We start from the raw sequence: 18,439 nt of genomic DNA, 5'->3' as shown, positions 1-18,439 counted from the left end.
GGGCGCCCCCGGGTACGCAAAAGGCGGGGCTCGCCGACGCGAGCCCCGCCTTCGTCACGTCAGGTCAGAGGCCACGGACGTTCGACGCCTGCGGGCCCTTCGGACCGGCGATGACCTCGAACTCGACCCGCTGGCCGTCCTCGAGGTTGCGGTAGCCGCTGCCCGTGATCGCGGAGAAGTGCACGAACACGTCGGGCTCGCCGCCGTCCGGTGCGATGAAGCCGAAGCCCTTCTCAGCGTTGAACCACTTGACGGTTCCCTGAGCCATTACTGCTCTCCCTAAGGAAGTGAATCTTGGGGACCACACCTCGTGGACCCCGGGTGTGTCGCACAGCTCCCCGGGTGGCTCATACAGTCAAACTGGTTTTCGCTACGGGAACAGCTAATACAACGCCTTCACATCTAACACTATGTAGCCCGTTGGTGTTCCACGTCCGGAGGAGATTTCTCGCCCCGGGTGTGGCCGAGGGCATGGCATGGCCTATCTCGGTGCACACTGGAACCTGTCATGACCTGCCCCCGCCTCGTCGCCACGGACCTCGACGGCACCGCTCTGCGCACCGACGGAACAGTCTCTCCACGTACCGCCGCCGCCTTCGCCCGGGTGGAGGATGCCGGCGGCACCCTCGTCTTCGTGACCGGGCGGCCGCCCCGATGGATGCACACCGTCGCGGGAGCCGTACGGCACCGCGGGCTGGCCATCTGTGCGAACGGCGCGCTCGTGTACGACCTCCACACCGAGGAGATCGTCGAGTCGCACCTGATCGACCCCGACGTCCTCGAAGAGTGCGTCACCCGGCTGCGGCGGAATGTGCCCGATCTCACGTTCTCGGTCGAGTACGAGGGTGGCTTCGCGCACGAGTCCGACTACGCGCTCGGGCGCTGGGACGCCCGGGAGCTGTCCTATGGCCGGATGGTCGCCATCGCGGCGCTGACCTCCCGGCCGTGCGCCAAGCTGCTCGCGCAGCACCCCTCGATGGACCCCGACGAGTTGCACCGCGGCGTGCTGGAGATCGTCGGCGACATCGTGACCCCGACCCACTCCAGCGGGCGGGCGCTGATCGAGATGAGCGCGTACGGCGTGACGAAGGCCACGGCGCTGGCCACGCTGGCCGAGGAGCGGGGGATCAAGCCCGCGGAGGTGGTCGCCTTCGGCGACATGCCGAACGACCTGCCGATGCTGACCTGGGCCGGCACGTCGTACGCGGTGGCGAACGCCCACCCCGACGTGCTGGCCGCCGTCGATCACGTGACGGCGGCCAACAACGACGACGGTGTGGCGGTCGTGCTCGAGACCCTGTTCCGAGTCAGCGGGTAGGTGGGGTTCTACAGGTAGGGGCCGCCCGCGCGGTGGCCCTGGTCGTCCTGCGCGGCCTGGCCCATGCCGCCGGGGAGTGCGCGGCGCATCTGCTCCAACTGCGCCCGCGCGGCCATCTGCTGGGCGAACAGCGTGGTCTGGATGCCGTGGAACAGGCCCTCCAGCCAGCCGACGAGCTGGGCGTGCGCGACTCTCAGCTCCGCGTCGCTCGGCGGGGTCTCGCTCTCGTCGCTGAATGGCAGGGACAGCCGTTCCAGCTCCTCCACCAGTTCGGGGGCCAGGCCCTCCTCGAGCTCCTTGATGGAGCTCTGGTGGATGTCCTTGAGCCGCTTGCGGCTGGCTTCGTCGAGGGGAGCCGCCCGCACCTCCTCCAACAGCTGGCGGATCATGCTGCCGATCCGCATCACCTTGGCGGGCTGCTCCACCAGGTCGGCGACGGACCGCTCCTCGTGCTCGCCCTTACCGTTGCCGCCGGAGACCGAAAGGCCCTGCGGCCCCACGACCACGATCTGCGGCGTGCTCTCGTCTGCGTTCATCGATCGCTTACAACTCCTGATTCGCTCCGCTGGGCCACACCGTGCTCACCCGATCCAACCTAACTCACCTGACCAGCAGGAGCTTTCCGATGTGTTCGCCCTCTTCGAGCATCCGGTGAGCGCGGGCGGCCTGGTCGAGGGGGATCCGCTCGTGCACCACGGGCCGTACGGCCCCGGCGGCGACGAGCGGCCACACGTTGTCCACAACGCCGCGGCAGATCACGCCCTTGTCGTCCACCGGGCGGTTGCGCAGCCCGGTCGCGTGGATCGCGGCCCGCTTGGCGAGCAGCGTGCCGAGGTCGAGCTCGCCCTTCGCGCCGCCCTGCATGCCGATGACGACCAGGCGGCCGCCGGTGGCGAGGGCACGGAGGTTCCCGGGCAGATACTTCGCGCCGACGATGTCGAGGATGACGTCGGCCCGGCCCTCGAACCGCTCGGCGAAGTCCTCCTCGCGGTAGTTCACGCCCTCGTCCGCGCCGAGTTCGCGGCAGCGCGCGAGCTTGTCCGCCGATCCGGCCGTCACGAGCACGTGGGAGCCGTACGCCTTGGCGAGCTGGACGGCCATGGTGCCGATGCCGCTCGCGCCGCCGTGGACGAGCAGGGTCTCGCCCTTGCGCAGGCGGGCGGTCATGAAGACGTTCGACCACACCGTGCAGGCGACCTCGGGCAGGCCGGCGGCCTCGTCCAGCGTGACGCCCTCCGGCACCGGCATCACCTGCTGCCAGGGGACCGCCACCCGTTCGGCGTATCCGCCGCCGGCCAGCAGGGCGCAGACCCGGTCGCCGGGGGCGAGATGCGGGACGTTCTCGCCGACTTCGATGATCGTTCCCGAGCATTCGAGTCCGGGAATCTCGGAGGCTCCGGGCGGCGGCGGATAGAAGCCGCGACGCTGGAGCAGGTCCGCCCGGTTGACGGCCGAGGCGGCGACCTCGATGACCACCTCACCTGCGCCGGGACGCGGGTCGGGCACTTCCTGCCAGGCCAAAACCTCAGGTCCGCCGGGTTCGGAAATCACGATCGCACGCATGTGACCTAAAGTAGCGTGACGGAGAACTCGGCGGTTGCCCGCATTCACCGTATTACGTGGCGCTAATCTGCAATGTGTTTGCTACCCCATTAGCCCAGCCCGAGGGGGTACACGGTGGCGAGACATGATCGTGAGGATCCCCATTCTCTCGAGGACCAGCTGGCATGGCTTGACGCGATCAAGGAAATGCCCGACGAGGTGGAGATAGCGGTCAGCGCGGTCACCTCCGCCACGCTCGCCTCTCCACCGCCGCCGCCCGCCGACCCCGAGCCCGCCTCGCCGTACCCCGCCGACCCCTGGACGCCTCCGTCCCGGCCGAGCCCGCGTCCGGCGGTCTGCTCCGCGGCGCGGCCGACAGCGCGACCGGCTCCGCGTACGGCGCTCCGGCACAGGAGGACGCTTCGGAGGGGTCGTCCACAGGCCCCGTCCGCGAGCCCCTCTTCGGCGCAGGCTATTCCGATAGTTTTGGGTACGAAAGTAGCGAAAAGTCCGGATTTGGGTCCGGGTATGGCGCGGACTCGGCGTACGGCGAGAACAACTTCGGCGACACGAACTTCGGCGACACGAGGAACGTGAGTGACACGGCGGCCTTCGGCGATACGACGGCCTTCGTGACCAGGCCCGAGTCCTCGCCCTCTGAGGAGCGTGAGGACCCGTCGCCGGCCGAGTCGCCCAGCGCGTTCGGCACACCGCCGGAGACGAAGGGCGAGGAATCCGCCACGTCGACCGGGCCGGTGAGCGCCCCGCCGTTCGATTCGTCTCTCGGTTCTTTCGGCGCGCCGTCGGATCGTTCTGTGGAGTCGTCCTTCCCGGGGTCTTTCGGTGCCTCGTCCGGTGCGGGAGCGGAGTCCCCCGAGGGGGCCTCGGGCGACGACCAGGAGTCGCCGGAGGACGAGGGACGCCCCACCACGCCGGCGGGCGGCCTGAGCGGTCCCTCGTCCTTCACCACCCCTCTGTTCGGCGAACGGGCCTCCGGCGGCGCCTTCCCCGGCTCCCCGGCGGACACCGACGCCTACAAGAACATCGGCGCGTTCTCCAGCAGCGAGTCGGTCAAGCCCTTCGCCTCCCCGGCGTCCGGCTCGACGAGGGAGCCGCTGCGTGGCTGGCTGGAGCCGGCCGTGCCGGTGCCGGCCGCCCAGCAGGAACCCGCCGCCCCCGCCGCCCCCGCCGACGCCGGAGGAGCCGCCCGCGCCGCCGGAGATCCCGTCTCCGTTCGCCACCCCACGGGCCGAGACCGCGCCGGACTTCACGGACGACCGCTTCACCGGCTCCCTGCGGGAGGACCTGGCCGCCGAGGAGCGCAAGCCGTACGAGCCGGGTCCGATCGCGCGCCGACGCCCCCGCCGGCGGCCGCACCCGCACCTCAACCCGCGCCAGCGCCCGCACCCGCCGCACCTCAACCCGTGCCCGAGCGCGCGTCGGCGCCGAGCCCCGCACCGGACCAGACGTCCGCTGTGGAACGGGACGCGGTGGCGGAGCGGGAGGCCTACCAGCCCCCGCGCCGACCGGCTCCCCCCGTCTCGGCCTTCAGTTCGCCCGCGCGTACGACCGGGAGGTCGGCGGGGTCGAAGCCGACCGCCGACAGCCTCGACCCGGTCACCCTGCTGCGGGGACGGAGGAACGCTCCCGCGACGGGCTGGCGGCGGCTGGTCTACAAGGCGTCCGCCGGGCTGATCAAGCCGGGTGAGGCCCCGGAGGTGCGGCGGCGTCGTGAACTCGTGCAGCGCGCCCGCACGCCCGTCGCCACCGGCCACCACCGGGTCGCCGTCCTCAGCCTCAAGGGCGGGGTGGGCAAGACCACGACGACCGTCGGACTCGGCGCCACGCTCGCACAGGTGCGCGGCGACCGTGTCATCGCGGTCGACGCCAACCCCGACCGCGGAACGCTTTCCGACAAGGTCGAGCTGGAGACCTCGGCCACCGTACGCGACCTGCTGAACGAGCGCGCGCAGATCAAGCGGTACGTGGACATCCGGGCCTTCACCTCGCAGACGCCCTCGCGGCTGGAGATCCTGGCGTCGGACCGCGACCCGTCGGTGTCGGAGGCGTTCAGCGCCAAGGACTACCACGCGGTGGCGAACGTGCTGGAGAACTTCTACTCCATCTGCATCACCGACTGCGGCACCGGCCTCCTGCACTCCGCCATGTCGGGTGTGCTCGGCATGGCCGACCAGATCGTGCTGGTCAGCTCGCCGTCCGTGGACGCGCCCGGGCGGCCTCGGCCACGCTGGACTGGCTGGAGGCGCACCACTACGGCGACCTCGTCCGGGCCGCCACCGTGGTGCTGTGCAGCGTACGGCCCCGGTCGAAGTCCACGGTGGACCTCGACAAGCTGGAGGCCCACTTCGCCGCCCGCTGCCGCACCGTGGTCCGCGTGCCGTACGACGCCCACCTGGAGGAGGGCGCGGAGATCGACCTGGACCGCCTCCAGCAGGCCACCCGGGACGCCTACCTCCGCCTGGCCGCTTCGGTGGGCGACGGCTTCGCCGGGCCGCAGGCGCTGGCCGAGCCCAGGTTCTCGGAGATCCCGGACCACCTGTGAGTTGTCGCGGAGGCGGGATGATCTCTTTCGCGGTCGCGGTCACGCGGCGAGGAGTGAGAGACTAGGCTGCTGCGTGGCACTCCAGCGTGGGGCGCCCGGGGAGAGCTCGCCTAGTGGACGATGGCGGCGGTCTTGAAAACCGCTAGGCCGGGTGACCGGTCTCGTGGGTTCGAATCCCACGCTCTCCGCTCAACCAGCCAAAACGGCGTCTGACCCGCGGATTCGCCCCGGTCGGACGCCGTTGCTCGTTCCAAGCTGGGTGTTTGCCTAGAGCATCTTGTATTCGACCGGGGTGCGCATCCCCGGGGCGCTGTGACGATCACCGTCCCGGCCTGCGGGTTCTGGTTGTGGATGGCCATGCCGAGGGCGTTGGTGACCAGGGTGGCGGTCTGCGTGGAGTCGATGGACCAGCCCACCACCCGCCGCGAATAGGCGTCCAGCACGACGCAGCAGTAGACCTTGCCCTCCCGGGTCGGGTGCTCGGTGATGTCGGTGACCCGCAGCTGGTCGGGGCCGGAGCGGGCGAACAGCCGGTCGACCATGTCGGTGGGTCGGCACCTGCGGAACCGGGCGCCGGCGGCGGTTACCGGGCAGCCCCTTGATGCCCGCGCGATGCGTCAGCATCGTCACCTGCTCGTGCCCGACCATGCCGCGGCCGAGGGTGAGCTCGGCGTGCACGCGGCGGGCGCCGTAGACGCCGCGGGAGGCGGCGCGGCCCTGCCAGATCACCTCGGTCAACCAGGCGTGCCGCACCGATCGCGGCGACGGCGGGCGAGAGCGCCAGGCGTAGTAGCCCGACTCCGACACACCCATCACCCAGCAGCACACCTGCACCGGCAGCCCTTCCCGGCCATCACCGCGATGGCCTCAAACCGCCTTTTGCGGACACCACCTCTCGCAGCAGCTCACTGGCCCGCCGCGTCACCGCCAGCTCGGTCTCCAGCTCGGCGATCCGGCGCCGGACGGCCACCAGCTCGGCCTGGTCGCTGGAGGTGATGCCGGGCTCCAGACCCGCATCGATGCGCTCTTGTCTGCGCCACCTGATCCAGTATTCGGCGTCCGTTGACGAACACGACCGTCCCAGTGATCGACAAGCCGTTCTCCAGCGCCCGCCCATAGCGTCATTCGGAGCCTTTCGCGCCGGGCGCGACGCCAAAGCCGACTCCAGGCATGCGAGCACCCCCGAGGAGAGATAGCGGTGAAGTCCGGGAGATGAAGAGTGTAGGCGGGCGTCAGTGGAGCAGATGGCAGCGGGCGGTCACAGGGCTGGCAATCGGCGTTTTGGTTGTCGTCTCAGGGTTCGTGTGGCGGGCAGTGACGGCGACCGTGACCATAACCCCCTCCTGGACCTACGACATCGGCTACGGGACCTCCGCGCCGGCGGTGGCCGACGGTGTGGTGTACGTCCTCGGCGGCGAGCTCGGCGAGGACAGGCTGTACGCCCTGGACGCGGCGACCGGCAAGCAACGCTGGACCCACAAACTTCCCAGAGTTCCTTCAGCAGTCGGCTATTCGGATCCTGTGGTGGCCGAGGGTGTCGTATACACCACCGATGACGGCAGGGTGTACGCCCTGGACGCGGCGACCGGCGAGCAACGCTGGATCTCCGAAACCAGCGGCCCCTACGTCAGTGTGACGCTGGCCGGCGGTGTCGTGTACGTCCGCAACATCGGGGGCGATATGTACGCCTTGGACGCGGCGACCGGCGAGCAACGCTGGACCTACGAGGTTTCCGATGGCGACTACTACCCCGATGATTCGGTGGTGGCCGACGGTGTGGTGTATCTCGACGATGACGGCGAGAACACGGTGCACGCCCTGGACGCAGTGACCGGCGAGCAACGCTGGACCTATGCAATCGGCAGCGGGATCTACAGGCCGGTGGTAGCCGACGGTGTCGTGTATATCTCCACCAGCAGCGACAAGGTGCATGCCGTGAGAGCGGCGACGGGATAAGGCCGACCAGCCGTTTCTGTCCGCCGACCGGCGACACCCGCACGTCAGCGTCGTCAACGCTATTCGTCCTTCATCGGGTCCCAGAAGGACCTGTGACGATGGGCGCCCGGCAACCAAGGCGCGAGAAACCAGGCCTCCCAATCGCTTTGCTTGGCCTTCAGGGCCCCTTGGATGACGAGCGCCGTGCCGAAAAGGTCGGCACGAAAGCGCAATACCCGCACACTCACGTAGGTCATCGCGAACACGGGAATGAGCGCGATCAACGCGGTACCTGCGAACAGGACTAGCGCGGGCGAAGGCCCGCAGCCCAGATAGTCCCTTATTTCCTCCTGCTGGCTCGGCGGAGCATCTTCCGGAATAAACTCGCAGAGGACCGGCCCATGTAAGGATTCCTGAAATGCCGATGACCGCACGAGCGTGACCGTGAATATGGCCAGGTAGAGGATGACGAGGAGAGTGGCCACCGGGACAGTGGTCTTCGCCAGGACGGACGGGCCTACGCGGAGCCGCAGAGGGGAAGTGGCCACCCGATCAGAGCTATAGATCTTGTGCTCTTCCCGATAGCCCTGTATAGGCGACGGCGGCGCAGGGGCACATCGTGGACGAGGAAAAACGCCGCCGCACGTTATAACGGCAGAGACCGGCAATGGGGCCGCACTCATGGAGTGCGGCCCCGTGCCTGTCGGTACGGTCAGTTGCGGCCGGCGCCCGGGCCGGAGCGGTGCGGCGCGCCCGCGGCGAGTGCCAGGTCCTGCTGGAGCACGTAGTACTGCGACTTGGGCTGCAGGTTCCCGTCATACAGCAGGGCGGCGCCCTCCTGTGGGTTGTCGAACCAGCCGGGGATCCAGGAATACGTGTCGCCGAATCCCCAGGGGGTGAACGAGATGCACTCGCGCACGGCGAGACACGCCTTCAGCGCGCGGGACCAGTAGCTCTCCTGGGCGTACCCGGCCAGCGGGTTGGTCGGGGTGTTCTCGTTCGGCGGGGCCTGCGTGAACGTGCGGACGTCCACCTCGGTCTCGGCCACCTTCAGGCCGAGGTCCGCGAAGCGCTGCAGGTTGTTCTGCAGGTCCGGGAAGCCGTACTGGGTGTCCAGGTGGCCCTGGAAGCCGACGCCGTCGATGGGCACACGCTGCGCCTTCAGGGACCGGACGAGGTCGTAGACGGCGTTGCTCTTCACCCCGGTGAACTCGAGGTTGTAGTCGTTGTAGAACAGCAGGGCCTTGGGGTCGGCCTCGTGGGCCCAGCGGAAGGCGTCGGCGATGTAGCCGAGACCGCCCCACGCCTTGTACCAGATGGTCTGGCGGGGCTGCCCGTCGTCGTCGAACGCCTCGTTGACCACGTCCCACTGCCAGATGTCGCCCTTGAAGTGCTTCACCTGATCTTGGATGTGCTTCTTCAGCAGGGCCTTCAGCTCGTCGTTGGACAGCGTGGTGGTGTAGCCGTCGGAGGAGAGCCAGGTGGGCAGCTGGCTGTGCCACACCAGCGTGTGGCCGCGGACCAGTTGCTTGTTCTTCTTCGCGAAGGCGACCAGCCGGTCGGCGGCAGCCCAGTCGTACGTGCCGCGGGTGGGCTCCACCAGTTGCCACTTCATCACGTTCTCGGGAGTGACGCTGGAGAACTGCTCGGCCGTGATCCGGGTGTAGTCGGCGTTGCTGCCGAGTTCGTCCGTGTTCACGGCGGTGCCGATACGCAGACCGACCCGGTCGCCGAGGGCACGCAGCGAGTCCGCGGGGTACCTGGTGGCCTGGGACTGTGCAGGGGCGGCGCCGGGTTCGGCCGAGGCCGAGCCGGTGAGAGCCATCCCGCCCAGCAGGACCGTGGCGCTCACGAGGCCGATGGACAGTGCGGGACGAAGCAAAGGAACTCCTCGGGTTGGGGGGAAACGGGGGTGATGGGTGGTGCGTTCAGGTGATGGGTGGTGCGTTCAGGTCAGCCCCGGCGGGCGGGCAGCGACAGGTGCCATCCCTCCGACCGCAGCGCTGGGATGACGGCGTCGACGGCGTCGACGGTCTGGCTCCGGTCCCCGCCGCCGTCGTGCATCAGGACCACCGCGCCCGGCGTGATTCCTTCTCGCAGGCGGCGGATCAGCTCGGCGGTGCCCGGCGGATCCCAGTCGCCGATCGCCAGGCGCCAGCCCAGCGCCTGCATGCCGAGATCGGCCGCGACGGTCGGCGTCAGCCCCCAACTGCCGTACGGGGCTCGGAAGTACGGGATGTGCGCCCCCGGCACCGCTGCGCGGATGGCGGCGCTCGTCTCCAGGAGATCGGCGCGGATCTGCTCCGCCGACCAGGTCGCCATGTCGTCGTGGTGCATGCTGTGGTTGCACAACGTGTGCCCGTCGGCGACGATCTGCCGGACGATCTCCGGGTGCCGCCGTACGTGATCGCCCCAGAGGCAGAAGACCGCTTTCACGTGGTGCTCGCGCAGCACGTCGAGCAGGCGCAGCGTGTCGGGCGGGTTCGGGCCGTCGTCGAAGGTGAAGCCGACCGACAGCCCGCCGCTGCGGGTCGAGTCGACGACCGTGGGGATCGGGTTGTCCGCCAGGACTGGATGCGCCATACCCAGCACCAGCCCTATGGCGGCCAGTGGGACTGAGAGAAGACGTGGCCGGCGTGGGCGTCGGCTTCGATTGACCACGACGACTCCTCTTCGGACGACAAGACTGCCCGAAAGTTTCGGCAGTGTTGCGAAAGCAATGCCGACCATAGGAACCTGTCTGTTGTACGTCAAGAGTCACAACCACCAGCGAGTTCGCGGGCGGCGCGGGTTTCATGGGGCGAGAGGCGAGACTCGGCCTCCATCATGCTGTGAAGCAAGGGATGCGTGTTCCGAAACTTTTCGGCGGCTCCGTGTAGGGAGGTCGGTCGTGCGAGGTGGCGTTGTCGGCGGGACCACTGCAGCGTCTTGGCCGAGTACGTGGAAGAGCCTCGGGAGGCGGAGATCTTGTAGAGGGGGCGCCGGTGAGGGTGCGGGACGGTGATCCTCTTGTGCCACGCCTCCACCTGCGGCTGAGCCTCGGGCTCACCGCCATGTGTGGCCGTATGCGGCGAATCCTCCGCCGGTGAAAACCAAGTGACATTTCGGGTCGCTTGCCGGAATGCTGGCTGAGGACGACGAGTTTTGTCGGTGGCGCCTGTCAGGCTTTCTACGACCACAACTTCTTGGGAGACCCAAGGCTGGGGCCGGCAAAGGGCCTCGTCATGTCCCGACAACGCTGATCGAGGTGCCGTGACCATCACCCAATCCGATTCCCCTGTCAAAGCCGTGACGGCCGTTTCGAAGAGCACCCCCGGCACCCCGCCCGTGATCCGGCTGCTGGTGCTCGCCACGTTCGTGGTCGTCCTCAACGAGACGATCATGATCAATGCGATCCCCCGGCTGATGGGCGCTCTGCACATCACCGAGCAGACCGCGCAGTGGCTCTCGACCGCCTTCATGCTGACCATGGCCGCCGTCATCCCGATCACCGGATGGTTCCTGCAGCGGGTGTCCACCCGTCGCGCGTACGCCACCGCGATGGGTCTGTTCCTGCTCGGCACGGCGTTGGCCGCCGTCGCGCCGTCGTTCGAGGTGTTGCTCGGCGCCCGGATCATCCAGGCGTCCGGGACCGCCGTGATGATGCCGCTGCTGATGACCACATTGATGCAGGTAGTGCCCGAGGCGGATCGGGGCCGCGTGATGGGCAACGTCAGCCTGGCCATCTCGGTCGCGCCCGCGATGGGCCCGGCGGTCTCGGGGTTGATCCTCCAGCTCGGGTCCTGGCGGCTGCTGTTCGCCGTGGTGCTCCCCATCGCCGCGCTGATCACCTGGCGTGGCCTGAAGCAGCTCAAGAATGTGGGAGAGCCGCAGGTCAGCACCATCGACTGGTTGAGCGTGGTGACCGCTGCCGGCGGCTTCGGCGGCCTGGTCTACGGGCTCAGCCGGTTCGAGGGCGGTGACGTCCGCGTTGCCGCCGCAGTCGTCGCAGCGGGCCTGGTCGCCATCGTCGTCTTCGTCGTCCGCCAGTTGTCGTTGCAGAAGCGCGGCGTGCCGCTGATGGACCTGCGCACCCTGCGCCACCGCACCTACACGGTCGCGCTGATCCTGATGTCGGTTGCCTTCATGGCGATGCTCGGTTCGATGATCCTGCTGCCGCTGTACCTGCAGAACGTCCGTGAGCTCAGCCCCCTGGAGACCGGACTCCTCGTGATGCCGGGCGGCCTCGCGATGGGGCTGCTCGGCCCGGCCGTCGGCCGCCTGTTCGACCGTTTCGGCGGCCGGGTCCTGGTCATTCCCGGCGCGGTCGGGATCACCCTCGCGCTCGCCGGCTTCACACAGGTCACGATGACCATGCCCTACTGGCAGCTCCTGGGTCTGCACGCGTTGCTGATGGTGAGTCTGGCCGCGGCCTTCACCCCGGTGTTCACCCTCGGGCTCGGAGCGGTTCCTCCACGGCTCTACTCCCACGGCAGCTCGATCCTGAGCACGCTGCAGCAGGTCGCCGCGGCCTTCGGCACCGCGCTCGTGATCACCGTGATGAGCGCGCGAGCCGAGGCACTGAAATCCGCGGGAACCGCGGAGGTGCTCGCCAACCTCGAGGGCATGCGACTGGCCTTCATCATCGGCGCGGTGCTGTCTTTGGCCGTGGTCGTCACCGCCGTGATCCTCCCGGCCCGCGCGGACAGCACCGCCGAGGTCGAGGAACCCGCCCGGTGAAGCGGCGCGACGGCTGCCCGTCTCCGTCCCGGTCACAGCCTGGGCGTTCACGCTGCCGTCGCCTCGGCCTGGGCCGGTGTGGGTTCGCAGCACGGTTTCGCAGCGCGGTTTCGCAGCGCGGTTTCGCAGCGCGGTTTCGCAGCACGGTACGGAACACCAGCCGGCTGAGGGCCGGCATCGCTCCCGGGTCCACTACCTGAAGAGGGCCGCGCCTGCCGTTTCGGCGTAGTTTCGAGATCTACGGGCCGACGTGGAGGTGTTCGTGCGAGTCGTGGTGACACAGCCTGCGGAATGGCACTCTGACGGCGACCGGAACTTCGACGCGGTGCTGCGCGACGCCGAGCGGTCGCGCATCCGGTTCGGTCCGGATGACGTGGTGGTGCTGCCCGAACTGGCCGGCGCGGAGCTCGGCGACCGGCGGTATCGGCGGCGGGTCGAAGGGCTCGCCCGGTCGCTGGGCAGCTGGGTCGTCGGCGGATCGCACCACTGCGCGTCCGGCTCCGGCACGGTCAACCGCGGAGCCGTCGCCGACCCCGGCGGATCGGTGGTCGCGGACTACGAGAAGCTCAATCCGTACGGCGACGAGCGGGCCGCCGGAGTCCTCGGCGGCAGCCGTCCGCGTGCCGTCGAGGTCGGCGGCCATCGGTTGCTCGTCCTGTTGTGCGCAGACTTCTGGTATTTCGACTCGCTCGCCGCCGAGTCCGGGCCCGACCTCGTGATCGTCCCTGCGTTCTCGGTCACCCAGCGGCCGTCGCCCGCCATCGCGCGCTCCCTCTGGCGGCACATGGCCGTGTCGCGGGCGTACGAGGTGACCGCGTTCGTGGCGATCAGCGATTGGGCGCACCCCTCGGCGTACCGGGGGCGGACGGGGTGCGGGGTGGCGGGCTTCGCCGATCCCAACCCTGCGACCTCCCGAGGGCTGTTCCGCGGGCTCGGCAACAGACGCCTGGCCGCCTTCGAGCCCGACTTCGCCGCGCTCACCGATCTGCGGGACAACCGGAGGAACAGGAACTTCGCCGCGGTGCGTTCCCGTCCTGTCGCCTGACCAGGAATCACGCTCGCCGTACAACGGGTGAATCGGTCGTGAATACGCCGAACTGATGAAACGTTTTTCCGTCTCTGGTCGGATTCCCGTTTGACATAAATTGCTCACAATTGGTGCTCCATTTCGTCATCCCCCGAATGGAGGGCCGTGTGCGAGCACGAGCGCGATTAACCGTCGTCGTCTCTTCCCTCATCGCCGCCCTGCTTCCCCTCTCGCCGGTCGCCGCGGGCACCGCCGAGCAGGGCAGAGGCGGGCCCACCCCATCCGTCACCTGGACACCCTGCGCGGACGACCCCACCGCGGACTGCGGCACGCTGGCCGTGCCGATCGACTGGGCCCGGCCCCGCGGCGCGACCATCGACCTCGCGCTCGTCCAGCGCAAGGCGACCGACCCGGCGGCCAGGGTGGGTTCGCTGGTCATCAATCCGGGCGGACCCGGCGGATCGGGCGTGGACGCGGTCCTCGGAAACCGGCTTCCCTTCAGCGCGGAAATCACCCGCCGTTTCGACCTCGTCGGCTTCGACCCGCGCGGCGTCGCGCGCAGCCACCCCGTCATCTGCTCGACCGCTCTCGCCTACCAGGCGCCCGACCCGCTCTCGCTGCGCAGCCAGGCCGACTTCACCGCTCTCGTCGCCTACAACCAGCGGTTGCGCGAGGACTGCCGGGCACGCACCGGGCCGCTGTTCGACCACGTGGACACGCTCAGCGTCGTACGCGACCTCGACGCCGTCCGCGCCGCCCTCGGTGACGAGAAGCTGACCTACTACGGGGTCTCGTACGGCACGCTCATCGGGCAGCTCTACGCGGAGCGCTTCCCCGGCCGCGTACGGGCCCTGGCGCTCGACAGCAACATGGACCACAGCCTGGGCACCGGGGCGTTCCTCGACACCGAGACCGCGACGGTGCAGGACTCGTTCGACGAGTTCGTCTCCTGGTGCGACCGGACCGAGTCGTGCGCGCTGCACGGGAAGGACGTACGGGCGCTGTGGGCCGGCCTGATCGCCCGCGCCGACCGGGGTGAGCTGCCGTTCCCCGGGGACCCGTCGATCTCCCTGAACCGGGCCTCCCTGCTGTCCCTGGTCTTCGGCGCCTTCTACGGACCGTCCTGGTCGCAGCTCGCGGAGTTGCTGGTCGCCCTGGACACCGGCGTCCGGCCCTCCGTGTCGCCGCCTGTCGAGCCGCGCGGCCAGGAGAACGAGGTCATCGAGAATCCGGCGCAGGTGTTCTGCGAGGACTACTCCCTGCCGGTGCGCGACTTCCGTGACTACGCCGCCCACCTGAGCCGGGCGGCGAGGATCGCGCCGGACATGCGGATCAGCCCGCTGGCGATCTCGATGATCGCCGCCTGCCTCGGCCAGCCCACGCCGATTCCCAATCCCCAGCATCGGCTTCGGGTCGCCCCGAACGCGCAGGTGCTGCTGGGCAACGCGGTCCACGACCCGGCAACTCCCTACTCCTGGGCGGCGAGCACCGCCGGGCAGATCGGCCGCGCGGGCGTGTTGCTCACCTACGAGGGCTGGGGACACGGCATCTACGGGCGCGGGGACTGCACGACGGGGGCGTTCGACCGCTACCTGGTCTCGCGTACGCTCCCGGCCCGGGGCACCCGCTGCCCGGCGGTGCCGCCCGCTGAGGCCACGCTGCGCCGGGCCCCGTGGCCCGTGCCGTCCGGACCCATCCCCGGCCTGCCCGGCTGGCGATTCCGGTCCTGATCGATGACACCACCCGGGCGCGGACCGCACGGCCCGCGCCGGACGGGCCCCGGCCCGTGGGCCGTGGATAGACTCGGTGAGGTGACGTTCGATCTTCACGGGCGGACGAGGCGGCTGGAGCTGACCGACCAGGATCTGCGGTCCTTCGAGGCCGTCGTGCTGGAGGCCACGCCGGACGGGATCGTCCTGGACCGATCGGCCTTCTACCCGGGCGGCGGAGGCCAGCCGCCGGACCACGGCGTGCTGCTGTGGCAGGGCGTCGAGACCCGCATCGAGGGCGTGCGCAAGGGGGACGACCTCTACCTCATCCCGGCGGCGGACGATCCGATCCCGCCCGCCGGCACGATCGTACGGGCGGCGGTCGCCGACGAGCGGCGCTCCGCGCTCATGCGCACCCACTCGGGCCTGCACGTGCTGTGCGGCGTCGTGTTCCGCGACTACGGGGCCCTGGTCACCGGCGGGAACATGGAGCCGATGACCGCGCGGATGGACTTCAACCTCCCCGAGGTGCCGCCCGGCTTCAAGGAGGCGGTCGAGGACGCGTGCAACGCCGAGATCGCCGCCGACCGGCGGATCGACGTACGCGTGCTGCCGCGCGCGGAGGCCTTCGCGATCCCCGACATCATCCGCACCGCGACGAACCTCGTGCCGGAGGACATCCCCGAGGTGCGGATCATCGACATCGTGGGCCTCGACACCCAGGCCGACGGGGGCACGCACGTCGCCTCGACCAAGCAGATCGGCAGGATCAAGGTCGCCAAGATCGAGAGCAAGGGTCGCGGCTTCCGCCGCCTCCGCATCGCGATCTCCGACTGACGGCCCGACCACGCCGTACGCCGCGGGACGGTCAGAAGTCGATCCGCACGACGGCTCGCCTGAGGGTCGGCCTGCTCACCTCGGTGAACCCCGCGTCGAGGAAGACGTCGCGGCTGCCGACGTGCAGTTCGCCCCAGGTGATCTCGACGCCCGGACGGGTGATCATCGGGTATGCCTCCAGGGCCCGGGCTCCCCGCCTCCGGGCGAAGTCGATCGTGGCGCGTGCGAGCGCGTACGTCACCCCGCGCCGGCGGAAGCCCCTGCGGGTGACGAAGCAGGTCACGGCCCAGACGCTGTCGTCGGTTTCGTCCTCCTGCCGCCCGGTCCAGGGGACGCGGGTGCGGGTCAGCTGAGGGTAGGCCGTCCGGGGCTCGACCGCGCACCACCCGACCGGCTCGCCGTCCAGATAGGCCACGAGACCGCTGGTCGACCGGGCTCCGGGGGTTCCGCAGCCGGTCTGCTCGCGCAGGCGCGCGGCACGCTCGGCGTCCGAGACCGAGCCCCACTGGTAGGTGAAGATCTTGTAGCGCTGGCAATGGCAGTCGGTCGTACCGAAGATCGCCTGCAGGTCGTCCCACGACGCCCGGTTGGCGGGGACGATGACGAGCCGATCGGGGGGAATCGGCTCAGTGATGTCCTGCCTCATTCCGCCGGTTGGTCCTCTCCGACCAGGCCGTCGACGGACTCGCGGATGAGGTCGGCGTGCCCGACGTGGCGGGAGTACTCCTCGATCATGTCGATCAGCAGGCGGCGGAGGCTGGGCGACTGTCCGCGTGAGCCGGTGTATGCCGCGAGCCGTCCGAGGCCGCCCTCGGCCAGCGCCTGCCGTACGTTGGTGCGGGAGCGGGCCACCGCCTCCTGCCACAAGGCCGTCAACTGCTCGGGAGTGTCGTCGGCGGCCGTGCGCCACTCCCAGTCGGGGTCGGCGTCGAAGTCCACCGTGTCCCACGGCGGCGACGGCGGCCGCCCGAACAGCTTCTGGGAGAACATGTCGTCCTCCACCAGGGCCAGGTGCTTGAGCAGCCCTCCCAGGGTCATGGACGACGCGGCGGTGGTCGCCCGCAGGCCTGCCGCGTCGAGCCCGCCGCACTTCCACGCGAATATCCGGCGCTGACGGTCCAGGGAGCCCAGCAAGGTGTCGATCTCGTCGCCCGCCACCGGCGGCTCATAAAGGACGTTTTCGGTCATGGCGGACAGGCTACGGTGCATTCCGGACGATCTGCTTCCGGAATGTGACGGGGTTGCCGCGTGACGCACGACGAGAGCCCGACCGCCCGGGCGCTCCTGCTCCTGGAAATGGTCCAAAGCAGCCCCGGCATCACGGCGCAACGGCTGGCCGGCCGGCTCGGCGTCTCCGAGCGGGCGGCCCGGCGTTACGTCGGCATCCTGCGCGAGGCCGGTATCCCGATCGAGTCCGAACGCGGCCCCTACGGGGGATACCGCATGGGCCGGGGGCTACGGCTGCCTCCCCTGATGTTCACGCCGGCCGAGGCGCTCGGGCTGGTGATGGCCGTGCTGGACGGCCACCACAACACGGGGGACCCGGCCGATCCCGTGGGCGGCGCACTCGGCAAGATCATGCGAGTGCTTCCCGAGGCGGTCGCCGGGCCGGCCGCGGCGGTGCGGAGCCTGAGCACGAGACACCCCGAGCCCGGGGCAAGGACTCCCGACCCGGAGACCACCGCCGTCCTCGCCCAGGCCTGCGCCGCGAACCGCCGGCTGCGGCTCGGATATCGCATCCGCCCCGGTGACGAGCGGGTCATGGAGGTCGACCCGTGGGCCGTCGTCGTACGCCGCGGCCGGTGGTATCTGCTGTGCTGGTCGCACACGAAGAACGCCCGCCGGGTGCTGCGGGTGGACAAGGTGGCGGACGTCGAGGTCCTCGACGTCCCGGCCGTCCCTCCGGCCGATCTCGACCCCGCGGAGATGCTGGAGGACCACTTGTCGGCAGGGTGGCGGCACGAGGTGGAGGTCGTCGTCGACGCGCCTGCCGAGGCCGCGGCCGAGTGGATTCCGCGCAGTCTGGGCCGCCTTGAGCCGATCGACGCGACCAGCACGCGACTGGTGGGCAGCACCGACGAACCGGATTGGTACGTCCGGCAGCTCACGGCGATCCGGGCGCCCTTCCGCATCGTCGGGTCACGCGAACTGCGGGAGGCCGCCGAAGCCCTCGGACGCCGTCTCCTTCAGGCGGGCGCTTGACGCGGGCGTTTCAGGACGGCATGACGATGGTGGACAGGATGCGCCGGGTGCGGCCCGGCGCGGGCTGGTTGGCGAGCCTCGGGACGAGCACCGCTCTCAGGTCCCGCAGGAAGTCCTGGAACTCCTCGTCGTCGAGGTACATGGCCGCCTGCCGGAAGCCCACGCCGTCGCGGCCGAGGTCGATGTCCTCCCGCGTGAGGTAGCGGTCGAAGTCGGCCAGCAGCGACGCGACGAACGTCATGAACGCCTGACGGTGCTCCTCCGTCCCCAGCCCGGCCGCCTCCTCGGCGCTGACGTTCGCGTTGGCCGTACGCAGCCGGTAGGTCCGCTCGAAGGTGCCCCGCACCTTGCGCTCCGCCGCGACCTCCAGAACCTCGCCCTCGACCAGCGCCGCGACCTGCCGGTAGAGGGTCGCGGGCGGTACGTCGGGGAGCTCGGCGCGCAGGTCGGCCGTCGTCAGCATCCGCTCGCCCAGGAGCGCCTGGACGATGCGCAGCCGGATCGGGTGCAGCAGCAACTCGGCCGTCGTCATGGCTAAACGTTCTCACATTTGACATCATTCTCATAATCGAGAACAATCGGCCTCA

The 18,439-nt window shown here is 69.7% G+C and carries 17 protein-coding genes, 1 tRNA gene and 2 pseudogenes; 9 read left to right on the top strand and 11 right to left on the bottom strand.

Annotation, left to right across the window (positions count from 1 at the left end; translation table 11 throughout):
- Positions 1-64 precede the first annotated feature (64 nt).
- Complete coding sequence (locus tag B1L11_RS05150) at positions 65-268, bottom strand: cold-shock protein (protein ID WP_041952879.1); 204 nt, start codon at positions 266-268, stop codon at positions 65-67.
- Positions 269-508: 240 nt separating this feature from the next.
- Between B1L11_RS05150 and B1L11_RS05145 the strand changes: the two genes are divergently transcribed.
- Positions 509-1,318: a Cof-type HAD-IIB family hydrolase gene (locus tag B1L11_RS05145; protein WP_079313411.1), complete on the top strand. Its 810-nt coding sequence runs from the start codon at positions 509-511 to the stop codon at positions 1,316-1,318.
- Positions 1,319-1,326: 8 nt separating this feature from the next.
- Here the strand turns inward: B1L11_RS05145 and B1L11_RS05140 are convergent, their stop codons facing one another.
- A complete protein-coding gene (locus B1L11_RS05140) occupies positions 1,327-1,854 on the bottom strand; it encodes a bacterial proteasome activator family protein (RefSeq protein WP_079313410.1) in 528 nt (175 codons plus the stop codon).
- A gap of 64 nt (positions 1,855-1,918) precedes the next feature.
- A complete protein-coding gene (locus B1L11_RS05135) occupies positions 1,919-2,881 on the bottom strand; it encodes an NAD(P)H-quinone oxidoreductase (protein WP_079313409.1) in 963 nt (320 codons plus the stop codon).
- Positions 2,882-3,453: 572 nt separating this feature from the next.
- On the opposite strand from B1L11_RS05135, the gene B1L11_RS54535 reads away from it, so the two are divergent.
- On the top strand, positions 3,454-5,559 hold the full coding sequence (locus B1L11_RS54535) for an AAA family ATPase (RefSeq protein WP_372974647.1): 2,106 nt from the start codon (positions 3,454-3,456) through the stop codon (positions 5,557-5,559).
- A tRNA-Ser gene (locus B1L11_RS05120) sits at positions 5,523-5,611 on the top strand. The genes B1L11_RS54535 and B1L11_RS05120 overlap by 37 nt, the downstream gene beginning before the upstream one ends.
- 183 nt (positions 5,612-5,794) lie before the next feature.
- On the opposite strand, the pseudogene B1L11_RS54530 reads toward B1L11_RS05120, so the two are convergent.
- Together B1L11_RS54530 and B1L11_RS54525 are read right to left on the bottom strand one after the other, a co-directional pair.
- Positions 5,795-5,965, bottom strand: a pseudogene (locus B1L11_RS54530) (DDE-type integrase/transposase/recombinase); the annotation flags it as partial.
- 55 nt (positions 5,966-6,020) lie between these two features.
- A pseudogene (locus B1L11_RS54525) lies at positions 6,021-6,236 on the bottom strand (IS3 family transposase); the annotation flags it as partial.
- Positions 6,237-6,635: 399 nt separating this feature from the next.
- Here B1L11_RS54525 and B1L11_RS05105 point away from each other — a divergent pair.
- Positions 6,636-7,379, top strand: a complete 744-nt coding sequence (locus B1L11_RS05105) for a PQQ-binding-like beta-propeller repeat protein (protein WP_179154983.1) — start codon at positions 6,636-6,638, stop codon at positions 7,377-7,379.
- A 59-nt stretch (positions 7,380-7,438) separates the two neighbouring features.
- On the opposite strand, the gene B1L11_RS46485 is transcribed toward B1L11_RS05105, so the two are convergent.
- The 3 genes from B1L11_RS46485 to B1L11_RS05090 all read right to left on the bottom strand — a co-directional run bounded on the left by B1L11_RS46485 (position 7,439) and on the right by B1L11_RS05090 (position 9,941).
- Entirely contained in the window at positions 7,439-7,843 is a 405-nt protein-coding gene (locus B1L11_RS46485) for a hypothetical protein (protein ID WP_179154982.1), read from the bottom strand.
- Between the two features lie 227 nt (positions 7,844-8,070).
- A complete protein-coding gene (locus tag B1L11_RS05095) occupies positions 8,071-9,240 on the bottom strand; it encodes an endo-1,4-beta-xylanase (protein WP_079313405.1) in 1,170 nt (389 codons plus the stop codon).
- Between the two features lie 71 nt (positions 9,241-9,311).
- Positions 9,312-9,941, bottom strand: a complete 630-nt coding sequence (locus tag B1L11_RS05090; RefSeq protein ID WP_079313404.1) for a polysaccharide deacetylase family protein — start codon at positions 9,939-9,941, stop codon at positions 9,312-9,314.
- Between the two features lie 705 nt (positions 9,942-10,646).
- Between B1L11_RS05090 and B1L11_RS05085 the strand changes: the two genes are divergently transcribed.
- The 4 genes from B1L11_RS05085 (at position 10,647) to B1L11_RS05070 (ending at position 15,650) form a co-directional block, all read left to right on the top strand.
- Positions 10,647-12,077, top strand: coding sequence for an MDR family MFS transporter (locus B1L11_RS05085; RefSeq protein ID WP_256862240.1), 1,431 nt, complete (start codon positions 10,647-10,649; stop codon positions 12,075-12,077).
- 262 nt (positions 12,078-12,339) lie between these two features.
- Positions 12,340-13,122, top strand: coding sequence for a carbon-nitrogen hydrolase family protein (locus B1L11_RS05080; protein WP_179154981.1), 783 nt, complete (start codon positions 12,340-12,342; stop codon positions 13,120-13,122).
- Positions 13,123-13,271: 149 nt separating this feature from the next.
- Positions 13,272-14,834, top strand: coding sequence for an alpha/beta hydrolase (locus B1L11_RS05075; RefSeq protein ID WP_218670912.1), 1,563 nt, complete (start codon positions 13,272-13,274; stop codon positions 14,832-14,834).
- A gap of 81 nt (positions 14,835-14,915) precedes the next feature.
- A complete protein-coding gene (locus tag B1L11_RS05070) occupies positions 14,916-15,650 on the top strand; it encodes an alanyl-tRNA editing protein (protein ID WP_218670911.1) in 735 nt (244 codons plus the stop codon).
- A gap of 31 nt (positions 15,651-15,681) precedes the next feature.
- On the opposite strand, the gene B1L11_RS05065 is transcribed toward B1L11_RS05070, so the two are convergent.
- Both B1L11_RS05065 and B1L11_RS05060 read right to left on the bottom strand, forming a co-directional pair.
- Complete coding sequence (locus B1L11_RS05065) at positions 15,682-16,296, bottom strand: GNAT family N-acetyltransferase (protein WP_079313400.1); 615 nt, start codon at positions 16,294-16,296, stop codon at positions 15,682-15,684.
- Positions 16,293-16,838 carry a DinB family protein gene (locus B1L11_RS05060; RefSeq protein ID WP_079313399.1) on the bottom strand — a complete coding sequence of 182 codons (546 nt, stop codon included), beginning with the start codon at positions 16,836-16,838 and terminating at the stop codon, positions 16,293-16,295. Before B1L11_RS05060 ends, B1L11_RS05065 begins: the two co-directional genes overlap by 4 nt.
- Positions 16,839-16,898: 60 nt before the next feature.
- Here B1L11_RS05060 and B1L11_RS05055 point away from each other — a divergent pair, with 60 nt between their 5' ends.
- Positions 16,899-17,852, top strand: coding sequence for a YafY family protein (locus B1L11_RS05055; protein WP_079313398.1), 954 nt, complete (start codon positions 16,899-16,901; stop codon positions 17,850-17,852).
- Between the two features lie 10 nt (positions 17,853-17,862).
- On the opposite strand, the gene B1L11_RS05050 is transcribed toward B1L11_RS05055, so the two are convergent.
- The gene (locus tag B1L11_RS05050) at positions 17,863-18,384 is read right to left on the bottom strand and encodes a helix-turn-helix domain-containing protein (RefSeq protein WP_079313397.1); all 522 of its coding nucleotides are present in this window, start codon (positions 18,382-18,384) and stop codon (positions 17,863-17,865) included.
- Positions 18,385-18,439 lie beyond the last annotated feature (55 nt).

This window comes from Microbispora sp. GKU 823 (genome assembly GCF_002027145.1).
Classification (GTDB): Bacteria; Actinomycetota; Actinomycetes; order Streptosporangiales; family Streptosporangiaceae; genus Microbispora; species Microbispora siamensis.
This window is presented reverse-complemented; position numbering and strand designations above follow the sequence as displayed.